The 14616-nt window shown below is 63.7% G+C and carries 12 protein-coding genes and 2 pseudogenes; 3 read left to right on the top strand and 11 right to left on the bottom strand.

Going from position 1 to position 14616, the window contains the following annotated elements; translation table 11 throughout:
- From IVB32_RS33735 to IVB32_RS33720, 4 genes are all read right to left on the bottom strand, one after another.
- The coding region (locus tag IVB32_RS33735; RefSeq protein WP_346731130.1) for an MFS transporter at positions 1-544 on the bottom strand (544 nt) is incomplete at its 3' end.
- Positions 545-567: 23 nt separating this feature from the next.
- Positions 568-1089, bottom strand: coding sequence for a PRC-barrel domain-containing protein (locus IVB32_RS33730; RefSeq protein WP_026233310.1), 522 nt, complete (start codon positions 1087-1089; stop codon positions 568-570).
- A gap of 22 nt (positions 1090-1111) precedes the next feature.
- Complete coding sequence (locus IVB32_RS33725; protein WP_247300300.1) at positions 1112-3316, bottom strand: amylo-alpha-1,6-glucosidase; 2205 nt, start codon at positions 3314-3316, stop codon at positions 1112-1114.
- Positions 3317-3372: 56 nt separating this feature from the next.
- On the bottom strand, positions 3373-5136 hold the full coding sequence (locus IVB32_RS33720; protein WP_026233312.1) for an ABC transporter ATP-binding protein: 1764 nt from the start codon (positions 5134-5136) through the stop codon (positions 3373-3375).
- Here IVB32_RS33720 and IVB32_RS33715 point away from each other — a divergent pair.
- Positions 5059-5325: a hypothetical protein gene (locus tag IVB32_RS33715; RefSeq protein ID WP_247367253.1), complete on the top strand. Its 267-nt coding sequence runs from the start codon at positions 5059-5061 to the stop codon at positions 5323-5325. The genes IVB32_RS33720 and IVB32_RS33715 overlap by 78 nt on opposite strands.
- A gap of 110 nt (positions 5326-5435) precedes the next feature.
- The gene (locus IVB32_RS33710; protein WP_018457145.1) at positions 5436-6506 is read left to right on the top strand and encodes a glycosyltransferase family 4 protein; all 1071 of its coding nucleotides are present in this window, start codon (positions 5436-5438) and stop codon (positions 6504-6506) included.
- A gap of 133 nt (positions 6507-6639) precedes the next feature.
- On the opposite strand, the gene IVB32_RS33705 is transcribed toward IVB32_RS33710, so the two are convergent.
- From IVB32_RS33705 to IVB32_RS33685, 5 genes and pseudogenes are all read right to left on the bottom strand, one after another.
- Positions 6640-8571 (bottom strand): alkyl sulfatase dimerization domain-containing protein, encoded by a 1932-nt coding sequence (locus tag IVB32_RS33705; protein ID WP_204510562.1) that lies wholly within the window; start codon positions 8569-8571, stop codon positions 6640-6642.
- Between the two features lie 124 nt (positions 8572-8695).
- Complete coding sequence (locus IVB32_RS43230) at positions 8696-9976, bottom strand: TRAP transporter large permease subunit (RefSeq protein WP_240543406.1); 1281 nt, start codon at positions 9974-9976, stop codon at positions 8696-8698.
- A 219-nt stretch (positions 9977-10195) separates the two neighbouring features.
- Positions 10196-10672, bottom strand: a pseudogene (locus IVB32_RS43225) (TRAP transporter small permease subunit); the annotation flags it as partial.
- A gap of 151 nt (positions 10673-10823) precedes the next feature.
- The gene (locus IVB32_RS33690; RefSeq protein ID WP_018457148.1) at positions 10824-11825 is read right to left on the bottom strand and encodes a DctP family TRAP transporter solute-binding subunit; all 1002 of its coding nucleotides are present in this window, start codon (positions 11823-11825) and stop codon (positions 10824-10826) included.
- A 210-nt stretch (positions 11826-12035) separates the two neighbouring features.
- Positions 12036-12806 (bottom strand): methyltransferase domain-containing protein, encoded by a 771-nt coding sequence (locus IVB32_RS33685; protein WP_018457149.1) that lies wholly within the window; start codon positions 12804-12806, stop codon positions 12036-12038.
- Between the two features lie 163 nt (positions 12807-12969).
- Between IVB32_RS33685 and IVB32_RS33680 the strand changes: the two genes are divergently transcribed.
- Positions 12970-13713 (top strand): SDR family oxidoreductase, encoded by a 744-nt coding sequence (locus IVB32_RS33680; RefSeq protein ID WP_085352088.1) that lies wholly within the window; start codon positions 12970-12972, stop codon positions 13711-13713.
- 110 nt (positions 13714-13823) lie between these two features.
- Here the strand turns inward: IVB32_RS33680 and IVB32_RS33675 are convergent, their stop codons facing one another.
- Together IVB32_RS33675 and IVB32_RS33670 are read right to left on the bottom strand one after the other, a co-directional pair.
- The gene (locus IVB32_RS33675) at positions 13824-14177 is read right to left on the bottom strand and encodes a UBP-type zinc finger domain-containing protein (protein WP_247412813.1); all 354 of its coding nucleotides are present in this window, start codon (positions 14175-14177) and stop codon (positions 13824-13826) included.
- Positions 14178-14414: 237 nt separating this feature from the next.
- Positions 14415-14616: pseudogene (locus IVB32_RS33670) on the bottom strand (isocitrate/isopropylmalate family dehydrogenase); the annotation flags it as partial.

Below are 14616 nucleotides of genomic sequence, written 5' to 3'. Positions count from 1 at the left end.
TACCCATCACGGCGGCCGCAACGCCGTTGCCGAGCGAAGCAAAGCGCGCGTTGCGGCCGAGACGCTCGCCGATCGCGAGCGGGCCGACCAGACCGAGGCTGATCGCCGCGATCGCCGGTCCGAGCACGCAGCTCGCTGCCGCGTGCAAGGTGGCCGCAGCCACCACCACGGGGAAGATCGGCATCGCCGCATAGGCGAGCGCGCAGCAGCCGATCGTGCCGATCGCGAGGCCGGCGACCAGCCGCTCGGATTTCGCGGCATCGATGATGGCGCCGCCCGGCATCTGACCGATCAGGGCAACGATGCCGCCGATCGACAGCACGAGGCCGATCTCGACCTGGGTCCATTTCTGGGTCGTCAGATAAACTGCGATGAACGGCCCGAATCCGGTCTGCACGTCGGCGAGGAAGAAGATGAACCAGTCGAGGCCACGCAGGCTCTGGCGCGACGGAGCCGGAATGCCGGCAGGCGACGGCGCCGAGAATTTATCCTGCTCAACGCGGCCCTCGCGGTCTGCATCATTCGGCTTCCTCGACAACAGCACCGGCGGCCATCCCTCCCCGCGCCTCACTGAACAGCTTGCAGCGGCTGCAGGCTGCCGGACGCGCCGAGTACCACCATCGGCGTGTCCTCCTTGTATTCCGGCGCGGCTGCGACCTGTGCCTTGGTCAATTCCAGCGTGATGCTGTCCTTCTTGTTGGTGATCTTGCCGAATCGGAGCGCGTTCCAGTCCACCACGATCTTGCGGCTGCCGACGCCGAGGAAGCCGCCGAAATCGATCACGGCGGCGCGCACGTGCCCGCTCCGATCGACGATGACGTCGACGATGCGGCCCATGTCTTCGTTCGCCGCGCTGAGCACGTCACGGCCAAGCACACCGTGCGCATCGCTCGCGCCGATGATCGTGACCGACGGCGGTGGCGCGGCATTCTTTGGCGTGACGGGGACCGATGACGCCGGCGGCTGCGCCGTCGGCGGTGCATTCGCTTCCGTCGAGGGTGCGGGCGACTCCTCCGCGGCGCGTGACACGGCGAGAGTCGTTCCGCAGACGATCACGACGCCCAGAGCCAACCATCCGGCGGTACGCATGCACCCTCCTTCCGGCGCGCCGCTAGCGCGCCAGCACGATCGAGACCTGAATCTGGCCACGCGTGCGCAACACCTCCAGCGCCACGTCGTCGCCATGGCGGCTGACGCGCAGGTCCACGCTGGACTCGCCCAGACGCAGATCGCGCAAGATCACCTCGTGCAGGAACGCCGGCAGATGCGGATTGCGCAGCCGGATCTCGCCGCGCGCCACGTCGAACTCGATGCCCAGCGCCGCCTCCAATAGCGTGAACGCCGTTGCGCTGGCCCAGGCCTGCGGCGCGCAGGCGACCGGATAGAGCGTCGGGCCGCGCCGCTTTTCGCGCCGGAAACCGCAGAATAATTCGGGCAACCGGCGCAGGTCCATGTAGGTCGCGGCGTCGAACAATCCCTTGAAGACATGCGCGACCGAATGCTTGAGCCCATAACGCGCGAGCCCGAGCGCGATCAGCGCATTGTCGTGCGGCCAGATCGACCCGTCATGATAGGACATCGGATTGTAACGCACCTCGCCTTGCGCGACGGTGCGGATGCCCCAGCCCGAGAAGAAATGCGGCCGCATCAAATCGGCGGCGACGAGGCGCGCGCGGTCCTCGCGGATCATGCCGCTGAACAGGACCTGGCCGGCGTTGGAGGTCCGCACCTTGCAGGGCCGCTTCTTGCCGTCGAGCGCAAGCGCATAGGTACCGAGCTCCTCGCACCAGAACGCGGCCTCGAAACGCTCGGCCAGCGTCTTGGCCTCGGCCTCGAGCTTCTTGGCGAGATCAGGCTTGCCCAGCCGAAGCGCGCAGCGCGCGGCGAGCCGCTTGGCCGCAAAGACGTAACCTTGCACCTCGGCCAGCGCGAGATTGCCTTCCGCGAGCTGGCCATCAGCATGGAAGATCGCGTCGTAGGAATCCTTCCAGCCCTGGTTGGCGAGGCCCTTTTCCGTGGCGCGCTGATATTCGACGAAGCCGTCCTTGTCGGGGTCCCCCGGACCGTCGATCCAGGCCAGCCCCGCCTCGATCGCCGGCCACAGCTCGGTCAACGTCGTCTGGTCGCCGGTGCGCTCGAAATAGCTTCCCGCCAGCAGGACGAACAAGGCCGTGGAATCGACGCTGCCGTAATATTGCGCGAACGGTACCTCCCGCAGCGCCGCCATCTCGCCGCCGCGCATCTCATGCAGGATCTTGCCTGGCGCGGCATCGGCGAGCGGATCGACCGCCTTGGCTTGGAAATGGGCGAGCCGCCGCAGCACGCCCTTGGCGATTCGCGGATCGACCCACAGCATCTGCAACGCGGTGATCAGCCCGTCACGGCCGAACGTCGTCGAGTACCAGGGAATTCCCGCATAGGGATAGCGGCCCTGCGGCGTCTCCGTCATCAGCATGTTGAGGTCGGCCATGGCCTGGCACAGCACCTCGTTGAAGATGTTGTTGGAGGTCTCGATGCTGGCCGCCCCCATCGTCGATTGCCGCATCTCGCGGCGATGGGCGAGCAGGCTTCTGAAAAAGCGCGCAGGCTTCTCCGCGACCGGCCGATTGCAGGACACGGCCACGAACAAGGATTTCGACTCATGCGGGTCGAGTTCGAGCTGCCAGGTCGCGGCATTCACCGACAACTTGGTTGGGCGCGGGTCGAAATGCAGGCCCGTGGTGCGCTCGGCGTCATCGAGACCGCGGTAATCGAACAGCACGTCGGTCGGTCCCAACAGCCGGCTCGAGCCGATGCCGCGGCGCGGGCGCCGTTCGCCGCGGACCTCGAACAGATCGGCGAAATCGTTGTCGAACAGCAGCGTCAGCGCAAAGCCGGCTGGGCGGTCGCCGTGGTTCTGCACGCCGATGCGCTGATACGCGGTGCCGCGCCACAGGAAGATCGTGCGCACGATGTGCAGCAGGTCCTTTTGCAGCACGAGGCTGCCCTGCCGGTAGATGTCCGGATTGGTGAGATCGACGGTAAGGGCTGAGTTGTCGTCGCGCAGGTTCGAGCCCAGCAGTAACGGCTGGAGATCGTCGAGCACGAGCTCGAGCCTCGCAAGGTAGCGCGTGTCGTGATGAAACAGGCCATCGGGCCCGCCGGCCGAAGCGCCGATGTCACCATGGCTGTCGAGCACGATAAAGGTGTCGTCGTGCTTGAGCGAACGCCGCGGCCGCGCTGACGGTCCCGTCATCGGAATATAGAAAGGCTGCTCCGCGACCTGGTCCACGGTCCGCGTCACGGAGACGAATTGGGTAACGGCTTCAGCCGACATCAGCAGCTCCCCTGCGCTTGTTTCGACACGCAACCGACTCGAACGCGACTATTGGTTTACGCGGCGGCTTGGGCGAGCCGGCTCATTTCCTGCGTGACCAGCTCACGATAGGGCCCGTGGCCCTGCATCAGACGCTCGGGCGACCCGTCCTCGATGATCTTACCACCCCTCAACACGACCACGCGATCGAAATTGCGCAGGGTCGCGAGGCGATGCGCGATCGCGATGACCGTCCGGCCGCGCATCAGCCGCGACAACGCCTCGCGGATCGCCTCCTCGGATTCGCTGTCGAGCGCGGCGGTCGCCTCGTCCAGCAGCAGGATCGGCGCGTCCTTCAGGAAGGCGCGCGCGATTGCGATGCGCTGGCGCTGGCCGCCGGACATCTTGACGCCGCGGTCGCCGACCATGGTGTCGAGACCACCAGGCAGACTCTCGACGAAATCGCAGCGCGCCGCAATGGCCGCACGCAGCACCTCGTCGTCGGTCGCGTTCGGGCGACCATAGCGGATATTCTCGCGAATCGAGCGGTGGAACAAGGAAATGTCCTGCGGCACGACCGAGATGGCCTCGCGCAGGCTCAGCTGCGTCACCTTGGAAATGTCCTGGCCGTCGATGGTGATACTTCCCTCGTCGGTATCGTAGAAGCGCTGGAGCAGCGTGAACAGCGTCGACTTGCCGCCGCCGGACTGGCCGACCAGGCCGACGCGCTGGCCGGGTTGCAGCCGCAGGCTGAAGCGCTCGAAGATCTTTTCGCCGCCGGGATAGCCGAAGGTGACATTGTTGAACGCGATCGCGGCGCCGCTCTTCACCAGCGGCTCGGCCTCGGGGTGGTCGCGCAATTCATGCGGCACCAGCAGTGTGGCGATCGCCTCGGTCAGCCGCGCAACGTGCTGGGTGACGTCGACCAGCGCCACCGCGAGATCGCGCGTCGCGTTCAGTATGGAGAGACCGAGGGTGCAGACCAGCACGACGTCGCCGGTCGTTGCCCTGCCGTCCTGCCAGAGCATGATCGCCCAGGCCATCAGGGCGATCGTGAGCACGACTGTGACGCCGGCATGGATAAGCCGCAGCTTCTCCAGATAGCGCAGGCTGCGGCCGCGCGCGGTGAGCTCCCGGTTCACGGTCGCGTCGAACCGCTCATGCTCGTGCCCGATGCCGCAGAAGGCGCGCACCAGCGGCATGTTGCTGATGACGTCGATCATCTCGCCGTCGACGACGGCGGCTTTGTCGGCGAAGTCGTCATGCAGAGGTTTCCCTGCGGCCGCAAGGCGGAACATCGCAAGCACCATGCCGCCGGCAATCACCATCAGGCCGAGTGCCATGTAAGGGCTGACGGTTCCAATCAGCGCGATGGCCGCAACTGTTGCGATGCACGGCGGCAACACATTCCAGACGAACATGTTTTCGACCGTGAACACCGCATTGGACGTCGCCGTGATGCGGCTCGTCAGCATGCCGGGCATCCGGTCGGAGAAGTAGCTCGGCGCGTGGCCGGTCAGATGACGAAATATGTCACGGCGTAAATCACCCGTGACACGGACGAAGGTGAAGCTGGCGGTCCAGCTCGCGATCCGCCAAAGGAAATTATCGGCGGCGATCAACGTCATGAGGAAAATGAATGCCAGCCATACGCTCCCACCATGCGAAGCGCCGGCCGACAAGCTGTCGACCAGGGATTTGACGCCATACTGAGTGCCTACTGAGCAGGCAACGGCCGCCACCACAGCGGTCAGGATCACGAGATGCGACGCGAGCCGACGCCGAAGATAGCGCAAAACAAAGGCAAACGGCCGGTGCGCATACCCAGAAAGATGATCCATGTGACTATTGACCCCGTCGTGATGATTCAAACTTTTGTTGTTAGCCGACTGAACATCGACCACTTCGCCTCGGTTCCCGGGCAACGCTATCACGACATGCGGATGCGGGCGTTCTGCGAAGATGTGATGGCAGCATCGCGACAGGCGTCCGACGTGTCGAAACAGGCGTCCGACGTGTCGAATAAGTAACGTTCGGAAGGAGGAACTTCGCAAGTGCGGGAACGTTCCCTTGTCTGGCGTGCCGGTGCTGAACAGGCGGGGGCTTTCTACAATCATGATCGCACAGAGGAGATGGTGAGATGCGCATCGCGCAGGTAGCTCCGTTGACGGAGGCTGTTCCACCCAAGCTGTATGGCGGCACCGAGCGGGTGGTGCATTGGTTGACGGAAGAGCTGGTGGCCCTTGGGCACGACGTAACGCTGTTCGCCAGCGGCGACTCGCAGACCTCGGCGAAGCTGGACGCGTTATGGCCCCGGGCGCTCCGCCTCGACGGTTCCGTGCGCGATCCCAATGCGCTGCACATGGTGATGCTGGAGCGGGTGCGGCAGAAATGTGACGACGAGGAGTTCGACTTCCTCCACTTCCATCTCGATTATTATCCGTGGTCGCTGTTCTACCGGCAGCCGACACCGTTCCTGACCACGCTGCACGGCCGGCTCGACCTGCCGGAGCATCAACCGGTCTTCAACACCTTCTCGAAGGTCCCCGTCATCTCGATCTCGAACGCGCAGCGCCGGCCGGTGCCGCAGGCGAACTGGGTGAGGACGATCCACCACGGCCTGCCGGAGAACCTGCTGACGCCGAAGCCGGCGAAACAGGAATACCTCGCCGTGCTTGGCCGCATCGCACCGGAAAAGGGCGTCGACCGCGCCATCAAGATCGCGACGCATTGTGGCATTCCGCTCAAGATCGCCGCCAAGGTTGATCGTGCCGACCAGGATTACTATGACGAGCTGATCCGGCCGATGATCGAGAACAATCCGCTGGTGGAATTCATCGGCGAGATCAGCGATCACGAGAAGTCGGACTTTTTGAGCGGCGCGCTGGGCTTATTGCTCCCGATCGACTGGCCGGAGCCGTTTGGCCTGGTGATGATCGAGGCCATGGCTTGCGGAACGCCGGTCATCGCCTTCAACCGCGGCTCAGTGCCGGAGATCATCGACGAGGGCCTCACCGGCTTCGTCGTCGAGGACGTCCTCAGCGCGGCCGGCGTCGTCGGCCGCCTGCAGCAACTCGACCGCTCCGTCATTCGCAAGCAGTTCGAGACGCGTTTCACGGCGCGTCGCATGGCGCTGGATTATCTCGCGGCCTATCGCAGCCTCGGCGAGGAACAGGCGCCGCGGATCAAGCTGGTGAGCAGCGCGGAGTAGCCACTGTCATGCCCCGCATAGGCGGGGCATCCAGTACCCCGCGGCAGCAGTTTGCTCACGCAACTCCCGCCGCGGAGTACTGGATCGTCCGGTCAAGCCGGACGATGACAGTAGGAACGCGGTGACGGCTGCCCTACCTCACCACGGCCCGCTTCGGCTCGACGATCTCGAACATGCGCGGGAATTCGTCCATCAGGCCCATCAGCTCGGCGAGGCGCATCGGGTTGCCGGCGAATTTGACCTTGCCGGCGGCCACGGCCTCCGGGAAGCTGGTCAGTTTTGCGATCACCTCGTCGAGCGTCGACCGCGCCAGCGTGAAGCTGGCATCGGCATTGTGCGCCTGCATGCCCTCTGTGTAAGTCAGCGCGCAGTTCTCCAGATTGAGCACGAAGGTCTCGCCGGTGTCGGAGAAGCTCCAGTTCAGCACGATGTGCTTTCCTTCCGCCTTTGGTCCGTTCAGGCGGATGCCGAGCACGTCCCAGAGCTGTGAGGTGCGCAGCGCCGCCAGCGTCTCGCGCGGCATCGGCGGGCGCGCCGGCACCTTCGGCATGCCCTGGCGCAATTCCTGCGCGCCGAACAGATAGGCATTGCGCCAGGTCGCGCTTTCAGCAGCGTAGCCGAGCTGCTCCAGCGTATCCGCCAGCAATGCACGCGCCGCCGCGTTGTCCGGCTGGGCAAAGACGAGATGGCCGAGCGCCTGCGCCACGAAGCGGAATTCGCCCTTGTCGAAATCGGCACGCGCCCGCGCGAGGATGGCGTCGGCGCCGCCCATGTACTCGACGTATTTCTTGCCCGACTCAACCGGGGGCAAGGGATCGAGATTGACCGGATTGGCGTCGTACCAGCCCAGATATTTTTGATAGATCGCCTTCACATTGTGCCGGATGTGGCCGTAATAGCCGCGGCCGTGCCAGGCGCCCTCCAGGCTCTTGGGCAGCTGGATCGTTTCAGCGATCTCGGCCGCGGTGAGGCCGTGGTTCATCAGGCGGATGGTCTGGTCATGCGCGAATTTGTAGAGGTCGCGCTGCTGCCGGATCATCGTGCCGATGCGTTCGTGTCCCCACACCGGCCAGTGATGCTGGCCGCACATCGCCTCCGCCTTGCCATCCCAGAGCTGCAAGGCCTCGCCCAGATATTTCGACCAGGCCAGCGCGTCGCGCACATCGGCGCCGCGGAACGGCAGCAGATTGTGGAAATTGTGGGTGCAGTTCTCGGCGAGGTTCAACAGCTTGTAGCGCGGGATGAAGAAATGCATCTCCGCCGGCGCTTCGCTGTTCGGCGCCATCTGGAATTCGAATTCAACGCCGTCGATTACGCGCCGGTCGCCGGTCGCCATGATCAGGTCAGTCGGTCGCAGCAGCGCCACCGAACCTGCCGCCATCGACTTGCCGAGGCCGCAATCGACCTGCCCGCGCGCGCCCTTGGCGAGGAGCGGCCCGAACTGGTACTGCGCCCGGCGCAGCATCGCAGGTCCCGCGATGATGTTCTCGGAGACGGCATGCTCCATGAACAAGTTCGGCGCGATGATCGGCACGCGGCCGCTCGCGAGTGCATCCTCCTCCAGCACGCCGCGCGCACCACCCCAATGGTCGGTGTGGGTATGGGTGAAGATCACGGCCGCGACCGGCCGCTGGCCACGATGCCTGTAGTAGAGATCGAGCGCGGCGCGCGCGCCCTCGATCGAGGTCAGGGTGTCGACGACGATGACGCCGCTGTGGCCTTCGATCAGCGTCATGTTGGCAATGTCGAGCCCCCGCACCTGGTACACGCCGGGCACGACCTCGAAAAGGCCGTGCTGCATGTTGAGCCGCGACTGCCGCCACAGGCTCGGATTGACCGTGGTCGGCGCCTGCTCGGCGGCAAGAAAGGCGTACGGCTCGAGGCTCCAGACCGTCCGCCCTTGCGGATTGGTGATCTCCGCGTTCTCGATCGTGCCGAGGAAGCCGCGCGCGGCGTCGTCGAAATCGCGCGTGTCGGAAAACGGCAGTGCATTCAGCATCGCCGTTTGCTGCGCGATGACGGACGGCGTTGCGCCCTTCGGCTCGTTGCTGGACGTGTCCGTCATCTCGATCTCCTCCCCGCCTGTTGCGCGGCATCTAACCGCATCCCGCGGCCGATTGCCATGACGGGAGGGCGCAGCAATGCGTAGCCCCGCGCCCACAGGTGGAGAGAAGCAGCGTGTTCGCGGGCTACATGCCCAACAGCCTCGGCAGCCACAGCGACAGGCCGGGCCAATAGGTCACGACCACCAGGAATCCCAACATCGTCAGCAGCCATGGCCACACCGCGACCGTGAGCTCGGTGATACCCATCTTGGCGATGCCTGAGGCCACGTAGAGATTGAGGCCGACCGGCGGATGGCACAGCCCGACCTCCATGTTGACCGTCATCAGGATGCCGAAATGGATCGGATCGATGCCGAGCTTGATCGCAACCGGAAACAGGATCGGCGCCATGATCAGGATGATCGAGGATGGCTCCATCACGTTGCCGGCTAATAGCAGCAGGAGATTGACGACGAGGAGGAAGCCGATCCAGCCGAGGCCCTGGTCGATCATCCATTGCGCGAGCGCTTGCGGCACGTTCTCGTAAGTCATCAGGAACGAGAACAAGACGGCGTTGGTGATGATGTAGAGCAGCATCGCTGAAAGATTTGCCGACGACAGCAGCACCCGCGGCACGTCTCGCAGCTTCAGATCCTTGTAGATGAACACTGCGACGATGAAGGCGTACACCGCGCTGACGGCGGCAGCTTCGGTCGGTGTGAACAGGCCGCTGTAGATGCCACCGATCACGATCACGATCAGCAGGATACCCCAGATCGACTTGCGGAACGCATCGAAGCGTTCGTAGAGGGTTGCTTTCGGCATCCTCGGATAGTCGTTACGCCAGGCCCGGTAGAACGTCGTGGCGCCAAGCAGCATGGCGAGCACCATTCCCGGCACGATGCCGGCGATGAACAGCTTGCCGACGGAGGTGTTGGTGGAGACGGCAAACAGCACCATTGGAATCGACGGTGGAATGAGAATTCCCAGCGAGCCGGAGGTCGTGATCACGCCCGCCCCGAACTTCTTGGGAAATCCCTGCGCGACCATCGCGGGCAGGATCACCGATCCGATCGCCACCACGGTGGCCGGCGACGAGCCGGAAATCGCGGCGAACAGCGCGCAGGCGACCACGCCCGAGAGCGCAAGGCCTCCGTACCAATGGCCGACCAGCGAAGTCGCGAACGTGATCATCCGGCGCGCCACGCCGCCATGGGTCAGGAAGTTGCCGGCAAGGATGAAGAACGGGATCGCCATGATCTCGAAGCTCTCGATGCCGGTAAACAGCTTCAGCGCCACCGATTCCGTCCGTACGTCGGTCAACGTGAACATGAAGCTGAGCACGGTCAGGCCGAGCGCGATGGAGATCGGCATGCCCGTGAGCATCAACGACAGCAGAAGGCCGAAAACCACGGCGACACGCAGGCCCTGCGGCATCGTGATCACGTGCGCCGAATGGGCGAAGCACACGGCGACGATCAGGACCGGCAACAACATCAGGACCCAGCCGAGCGGGCTGCGTTCGTCGCGGACGACCTGACTGCGCGTGACCGGGGCCGGATGGACCGGGTCTATTTCGACGCCCTCGACGCCTGCCATGTCGTGATGCGGCAGTTCGCCGGTGCGATAGAACGACCAGGCGACCTGCAGGAAGCGGAAGCACATCAGCCCGGAGCCGAGCGGGATGGTGAGATACACCAGCCACATCGGTGCTTCCAAGTCGTTGGATTGCTGGCCGGTCTGCCACATCTGGCCGACGAACGCGGCCCCGAAATAGCACACGATGGCAGTGAAAAGGGCGCCGCACATCAGGCCGAACGTGATGACGCGGCGGCGCGATCCGCCGGGAAGGACATTGACCAGGACGTCGACGCCTACATGGATGCCGGTGCGCACCCCGTAGGCCGCACCGAACTTCGCCATCCAGATGAACATGTAGATGCAGAGTTCCTGCGCCCAGGACAAGTCGAGAGCGGCAAGCCAGACGAACGCCGCTCGCGCGGGCGCGGCCAGCAAGGACAGGTTGCGCGCCTCCGCCCATTTGGCGATGTCGATCGACAGCCCGGCGCCATATCGGTGCAGCACGGCAACGAAGATGAGCAATGTCGCGGCCGCGATCATCGTCGCGATCAGCCATTCCTCGAGATGATCGAGCACACGATTCAATGCACGCAGCAACTTGGTCCCCTCAGCTTGGCTCATCATTCAAGAGCAACGGCCGGGAGTGCGATCACCCCCGACCGTTCATGGTTGTTCTTCCAGCGCGCCGGCGTCAGTTCATCTTGACGTCGAGTTCCTTGGCGAGGAGATCGAGCACCTCCTGCCCGACCCGCCCCTTTGCCCATTTGTAGGTCGGCTGCATCGCCTCCTGCCACGCCTTGCGATCGGCGTCAGTCAGATAATGCAGCGTGGTCTTGCCCGTCTTCTTGATCTCGGCCAGCGCATCCTCGTTTTCCTGACGCGCGATCGAATTGGTGTAGTCGGTCGCCTCGTTCATCGCCTTCTCGAGCTGGGCGCGGATATCGGGCGGCAGGCCGGACCAGAATTTCGAATTGACGATGACGGCATATTGCAGGTGCGCGTGATAGGACACCGTGATGTCCTTCTGCACCTCGTAGAACTTCTGAGTCAGGTAATTGGACGCGGTATTCTCGCAGCCGTCGACCACGCCCGTCTGCAAAGCCTGGTAGACTTCGGAAAACGCCATGATCTGAGGGATCGAACCCATGATACGGAGATATTGGTCGGCGACCTTCGATCCGGAGATGCGGAATTTGAGACCCTGGAAATCGGTCGGCTTTATCAGGGCACGGTTGGCGGAGAGCATGTGGAAGCCGTTGTCCCAATAAGCGAGCCCGGTGATGCCCTTGGTCTCGAGCTTATCGAACAGCCACTTGCCGATCGTGCCCTTCATCGCGTTGGAATAGGTTTGATCGTCCTTGAACAACCAAGGCAGGTCGAGCGCCTCGAACTCCTTGATACCGAGCGGTGCGAACTTCGCGGTCGAGGGGGCGAGCATGTGCACCGAGCCGAGCTGCAGCGCCTCGATCTCCTCCTTGTCCTTGTACAGCGTGGAGTTCGGGTAGATTTCGACCTTGACCTTGCCGTCGGTGTACTTCTCCGCAAGTTCCTTGAACTTCAGGGCGCCCTTGCCCTTGGGAGTATCGTTGGCGACGACGTGGCTGAATTTGATGACGATCGGGCTCTGGGCCTCGGCAACGGCGGGCCCCACGAGAACAGCTGCGGCGGCGACCGCAAGAAGCAGCTTGCGCATGAACGAACCTCCCAACAACCTCTAAAACCGGGTCTTTTTTGTTTTCCGATTTCAGTACTGACAGCAATCCGCCACCCGAACAACTAGACCTAAGCCCAATTTGCCGCAGCCAAGCAACCTTCAAGCTATCTTGGCCGCTGCTGAATGCGCAACCCGGCACCTGCTGCCGCTCCCGGAAACGAGCGCTTATGTCGCATTGCGGCAGTGCGATCAGCCGTTGCGCTGGGCGACCATGAACAGACGCCGGAACGGAAACAGCGTCTGTCCCGCGGCGTTCTTCGGATAGGCTTTCGCGACCCGCATCCCATAGGCGGCTTCGAACGCGGCCTTCTCGTCGCCCTGCAAGATGTCGAGATAGCGCGTCAGCCAGGTCCCCTTGGTCCACTCCTTCACGGGATTCTCGCCTTCCAGCACCTGCAGATATTCGGTCTCCCAGATGTCGATATTGGCCGACATCGGAGCAAGAAGACCGTGATAATAGGCCGGCGCTTCGACCGGCGGCGGCGTGACGAGATGCTCGACCTTGGACCGCCAGGGACCGTTCAGCGCGGTCTCGCCGATCAGCACATGCGAGGGCGCCAGAAAGTTGCGCGGCATCTGCACAGCGAGCATTCCGCCGGGCGTCACCTTCTCCATGATCGACGGAAACAGGGCCGCATGATTGGGCAGCCAGTGCAGCGCGGCATTGGAGTAGACGACGTCATATTGCTTCGTCGGACGCCAGTGGCCGAGATCCTCGTGTGACCATTCCACGTCCGGCGCCGCCTTGCGGCCGGCGGCGACCATCTCGGCCGAACCCTCGACACCGGTCACCGTCGCGTCCGGCCAACGCTCCTTGATCAGCTTGGTGACGTTGCCGGCGCCGGCGCCGAGATCGGCAATCGCACGCGGACCAGAATCCGGGATCCGCATCAAGAGGTCGACGGCGGGCCGGAGCCGGTGGCCGGAGAATTTCAGATATTGCTGCGGATCCCAGACCATCGCTCGGCGCCTTTTCTTTTTCGTGTTCCCTTCAACGCGGCTCTTGGTTACCACTGCTCCTCCCGGTCGGGCAAATCAGGCTGACGGGGACAGGGCAGGAAAACGAACAGAAGAACGAACAGCCCAGCGACAAGCAGAAAAGCGAACAAGAGGGCGTGTCACCATGGATCTCGGGCTCAAATCGAAAACCGCCGTCGTCACCGGAGCGAGCGTCGGCATCGGCCGTGCCATCGCCAAGGGCTTGGCTGCCGAAGGCGTGCGCGTCGTCGGCGTGGCACGGCGCACCGACCTGCTCGCCGAGCTGGTAACGGAAGTCGGCTCCGGTCTGATCACGCCATTCGAGCAGGACGTGATGGCCAAGGACGCGGCCGAGAAGATTTCGGCGTTCGCGCTCAAAGAGCTCGGCCATGTCGACATCCTGATCAACAATGCCGGCGGAAGCCGCCCCCTCCCCGTCGATGCGCCTGACAGCCAATGGGACGAGGCGATCGCGCTGAATTTCACCAGCTACCGCCGCATCGCGCATGCGCTGCTGCCGCAGATGATCGAGCGCAAATGGGGCCGCATCGTCAACATCACCGGCAAGTCCGAGCCGGAAGGCCTCAACGCCGCGTTTGCCGCCAAAGCCGCCGTGCACGCCTGGGCCAAAGGCCTGTCGCGCGAGATCGGCGAGCACGGCATCACCATCAACTGCATCCCGCCCGGCCGCATCATGAGCGAACAGATCCGCCGCAACTACGCGCCTGATTATCGCGAGCGCTTCGCGGAAGAAGAGATCCCGGTCGGCTATTGGGGCGAGCCGGAAGACCTCGCCGCGCTCGCGGTGTTCCTGGCATCACCCGTGGCGCGCTACATCACGGGCACGGTGATCCCGGTGGATGGGGGGTTGCGGAGGTATCAGTTCTAGAACCGATTGGACTTCGTAGGATGGTTAGAGCGCAGCGAAACCCATCGACAGCATACGACGTGAACCTGATGGGTTTCGCAAGTGCTCTACCCATCCTACGGCCTACCGCCTTACTCATGCAGCAGCGTTTGCCAGTCCGGAGGCACCGCGCCGTCCGGTCCGGGCACCGGCTGATCCAACGGATGCGCGTGAGGACCTTGAAGCTTCGGGCCGGCGAAAGCCTCTCCCGTGCGATAGTCGTAAAACCATCGTTCGCCCGGCTCGAAGCTCGTGATGATCGGATGACCTGTCGCCGCGCTGTGTTTCGTTGCGTGCTGATTTGGTGACGCATCACAGCAGCCGATGTGACCGCATTCGACACATCTGCGAAGGTGAAACCACCACCCGCCCGCAGCCGAGCATTCCACGCACCCCCTTCCGCTTGGTTTGGCCGCGAGATTGATGCCACCCCTCTCAGACTTCATAGGTCAGCTCACTGAAATTGCCCGCAGCCACCACCGATGCATTCACGCCGCGATCTCCGCCACGATCGCATTTTGCCAGTGTTTTGCCCGACGGGTCAACGTCATGGCAGCGGCGAATGCCGCCGCTGCGCGGTTCGGAAATCCCTTATTAATCAAGGGGCCTTCTACTGTGCATGGGGTTGTTTTCGCGCTTTTTTGTTTTGAGCCCTTAAAAAAAACAAGGCCCCGCATAACCACTCACCCGGCCTGCAGGATTTCCGCAATCGCCGCCCCCGCGGCGATCGTGCCGAGCTTTCCGCCGACATCGCGCGTTGCCCTGCCCTCGCCGATCGCTTTTGCCACCGCCGCCTCGATCGCACGTGCGGCTTCCTCGTAGCGCACCGCGCCGCTATTCTCGCCGTGCCATCCGAGCAGCAGGGCCGTGGACAGGATCAGCGAG

It is taken from the genome of Bradyrhizobium sp. 23 (assembly GCF_023073295.1).
Lineage (GTDB): Bacteria > Pseudomonadota > Alphaproteobacteria > Rhizobiales > Xanthobacteraceae > Bradyrhizobium > Bradyrhizobium canariense_D.
Note: the sequence above shows the minus strand (reverse complement) of the source record. Positions and strands in the feature narration are given on the sequence as shown.

Bases quoted from the DNA above. Each gene is read 5' to 3' on its own strand.
- IVB32_RS33730 (WP_026233310.1), bottom strand. From the start codon at position 1,089: ATGCGTACCGCCGGATGGTTGGCTCTGGGCGTCGTGATCGTCTGCGGA.
- IVB32_RS33725 (WP_247300300.1), bottom strand. From the start codon at position 3,316: ATGTCGGCTGAAGCCGTTACCCAATTCGTCTCCGTGACGCGGACCGTG.
- IVB32_RS33715 (WP_247367253.1), top strand. From the start codon at position 5,059: ATGCGACGCGAGCCGACGCCGAAGATAGCGCAAAACAAAGGCAAACGG.
- IVB32_RS33720 (WP_026233312.1), bottom strand. From the start codon at position 5,136: ATGGATCATCTTTCTGGGTATGCGCACCGGCCGTTTGCCTTTGTTTTG.
- IVB32_RS33710 (WP_018457145.1), top strand. From the start codon at position 5,436: ATGCGCATCGCGCAGGTAGCTCCGTTGACGGAGGCTGTTCCACCCAAG.
- IVB32_RS33705 (WP_204510562.1), bottom strand. From the start codon at position 8,571: ATGACGGACACGTCCAGCAACGAGCCGAAGGGCGCAACGCCGTCCGTC.
- IVB32_RS33690 (WP_018457148.1), bottom strand. From the start codon at position 11,825: ATGCGCAAGCTGCTTCTTGCGGTCGCCGCCGCAGCTGTTCTCGTGGGG.
- IVB32_RS33685 (WP_018457149.1), bottom strand. From the start codon at position 12,806: ATGGTCTGGGATCCGCAGCAATATCTGAAATTCTCCGGCCACCGGCTC.
- IVB32_RS33680 (WP_085352088.1), top strand. From the start codon at position 12,970: ATGGATCTCGGGCTCAAATCGAAAACCGCCGTCGTCACCGGAGCGAGC.
- IVB32_RS33675 (WP_247412813.1), bottom strand. From the start codon at position 14,177: ATGAAGTCTGAGAGGGGTGGCATCAATCTCGCGGCCAAACCAAGCGGA.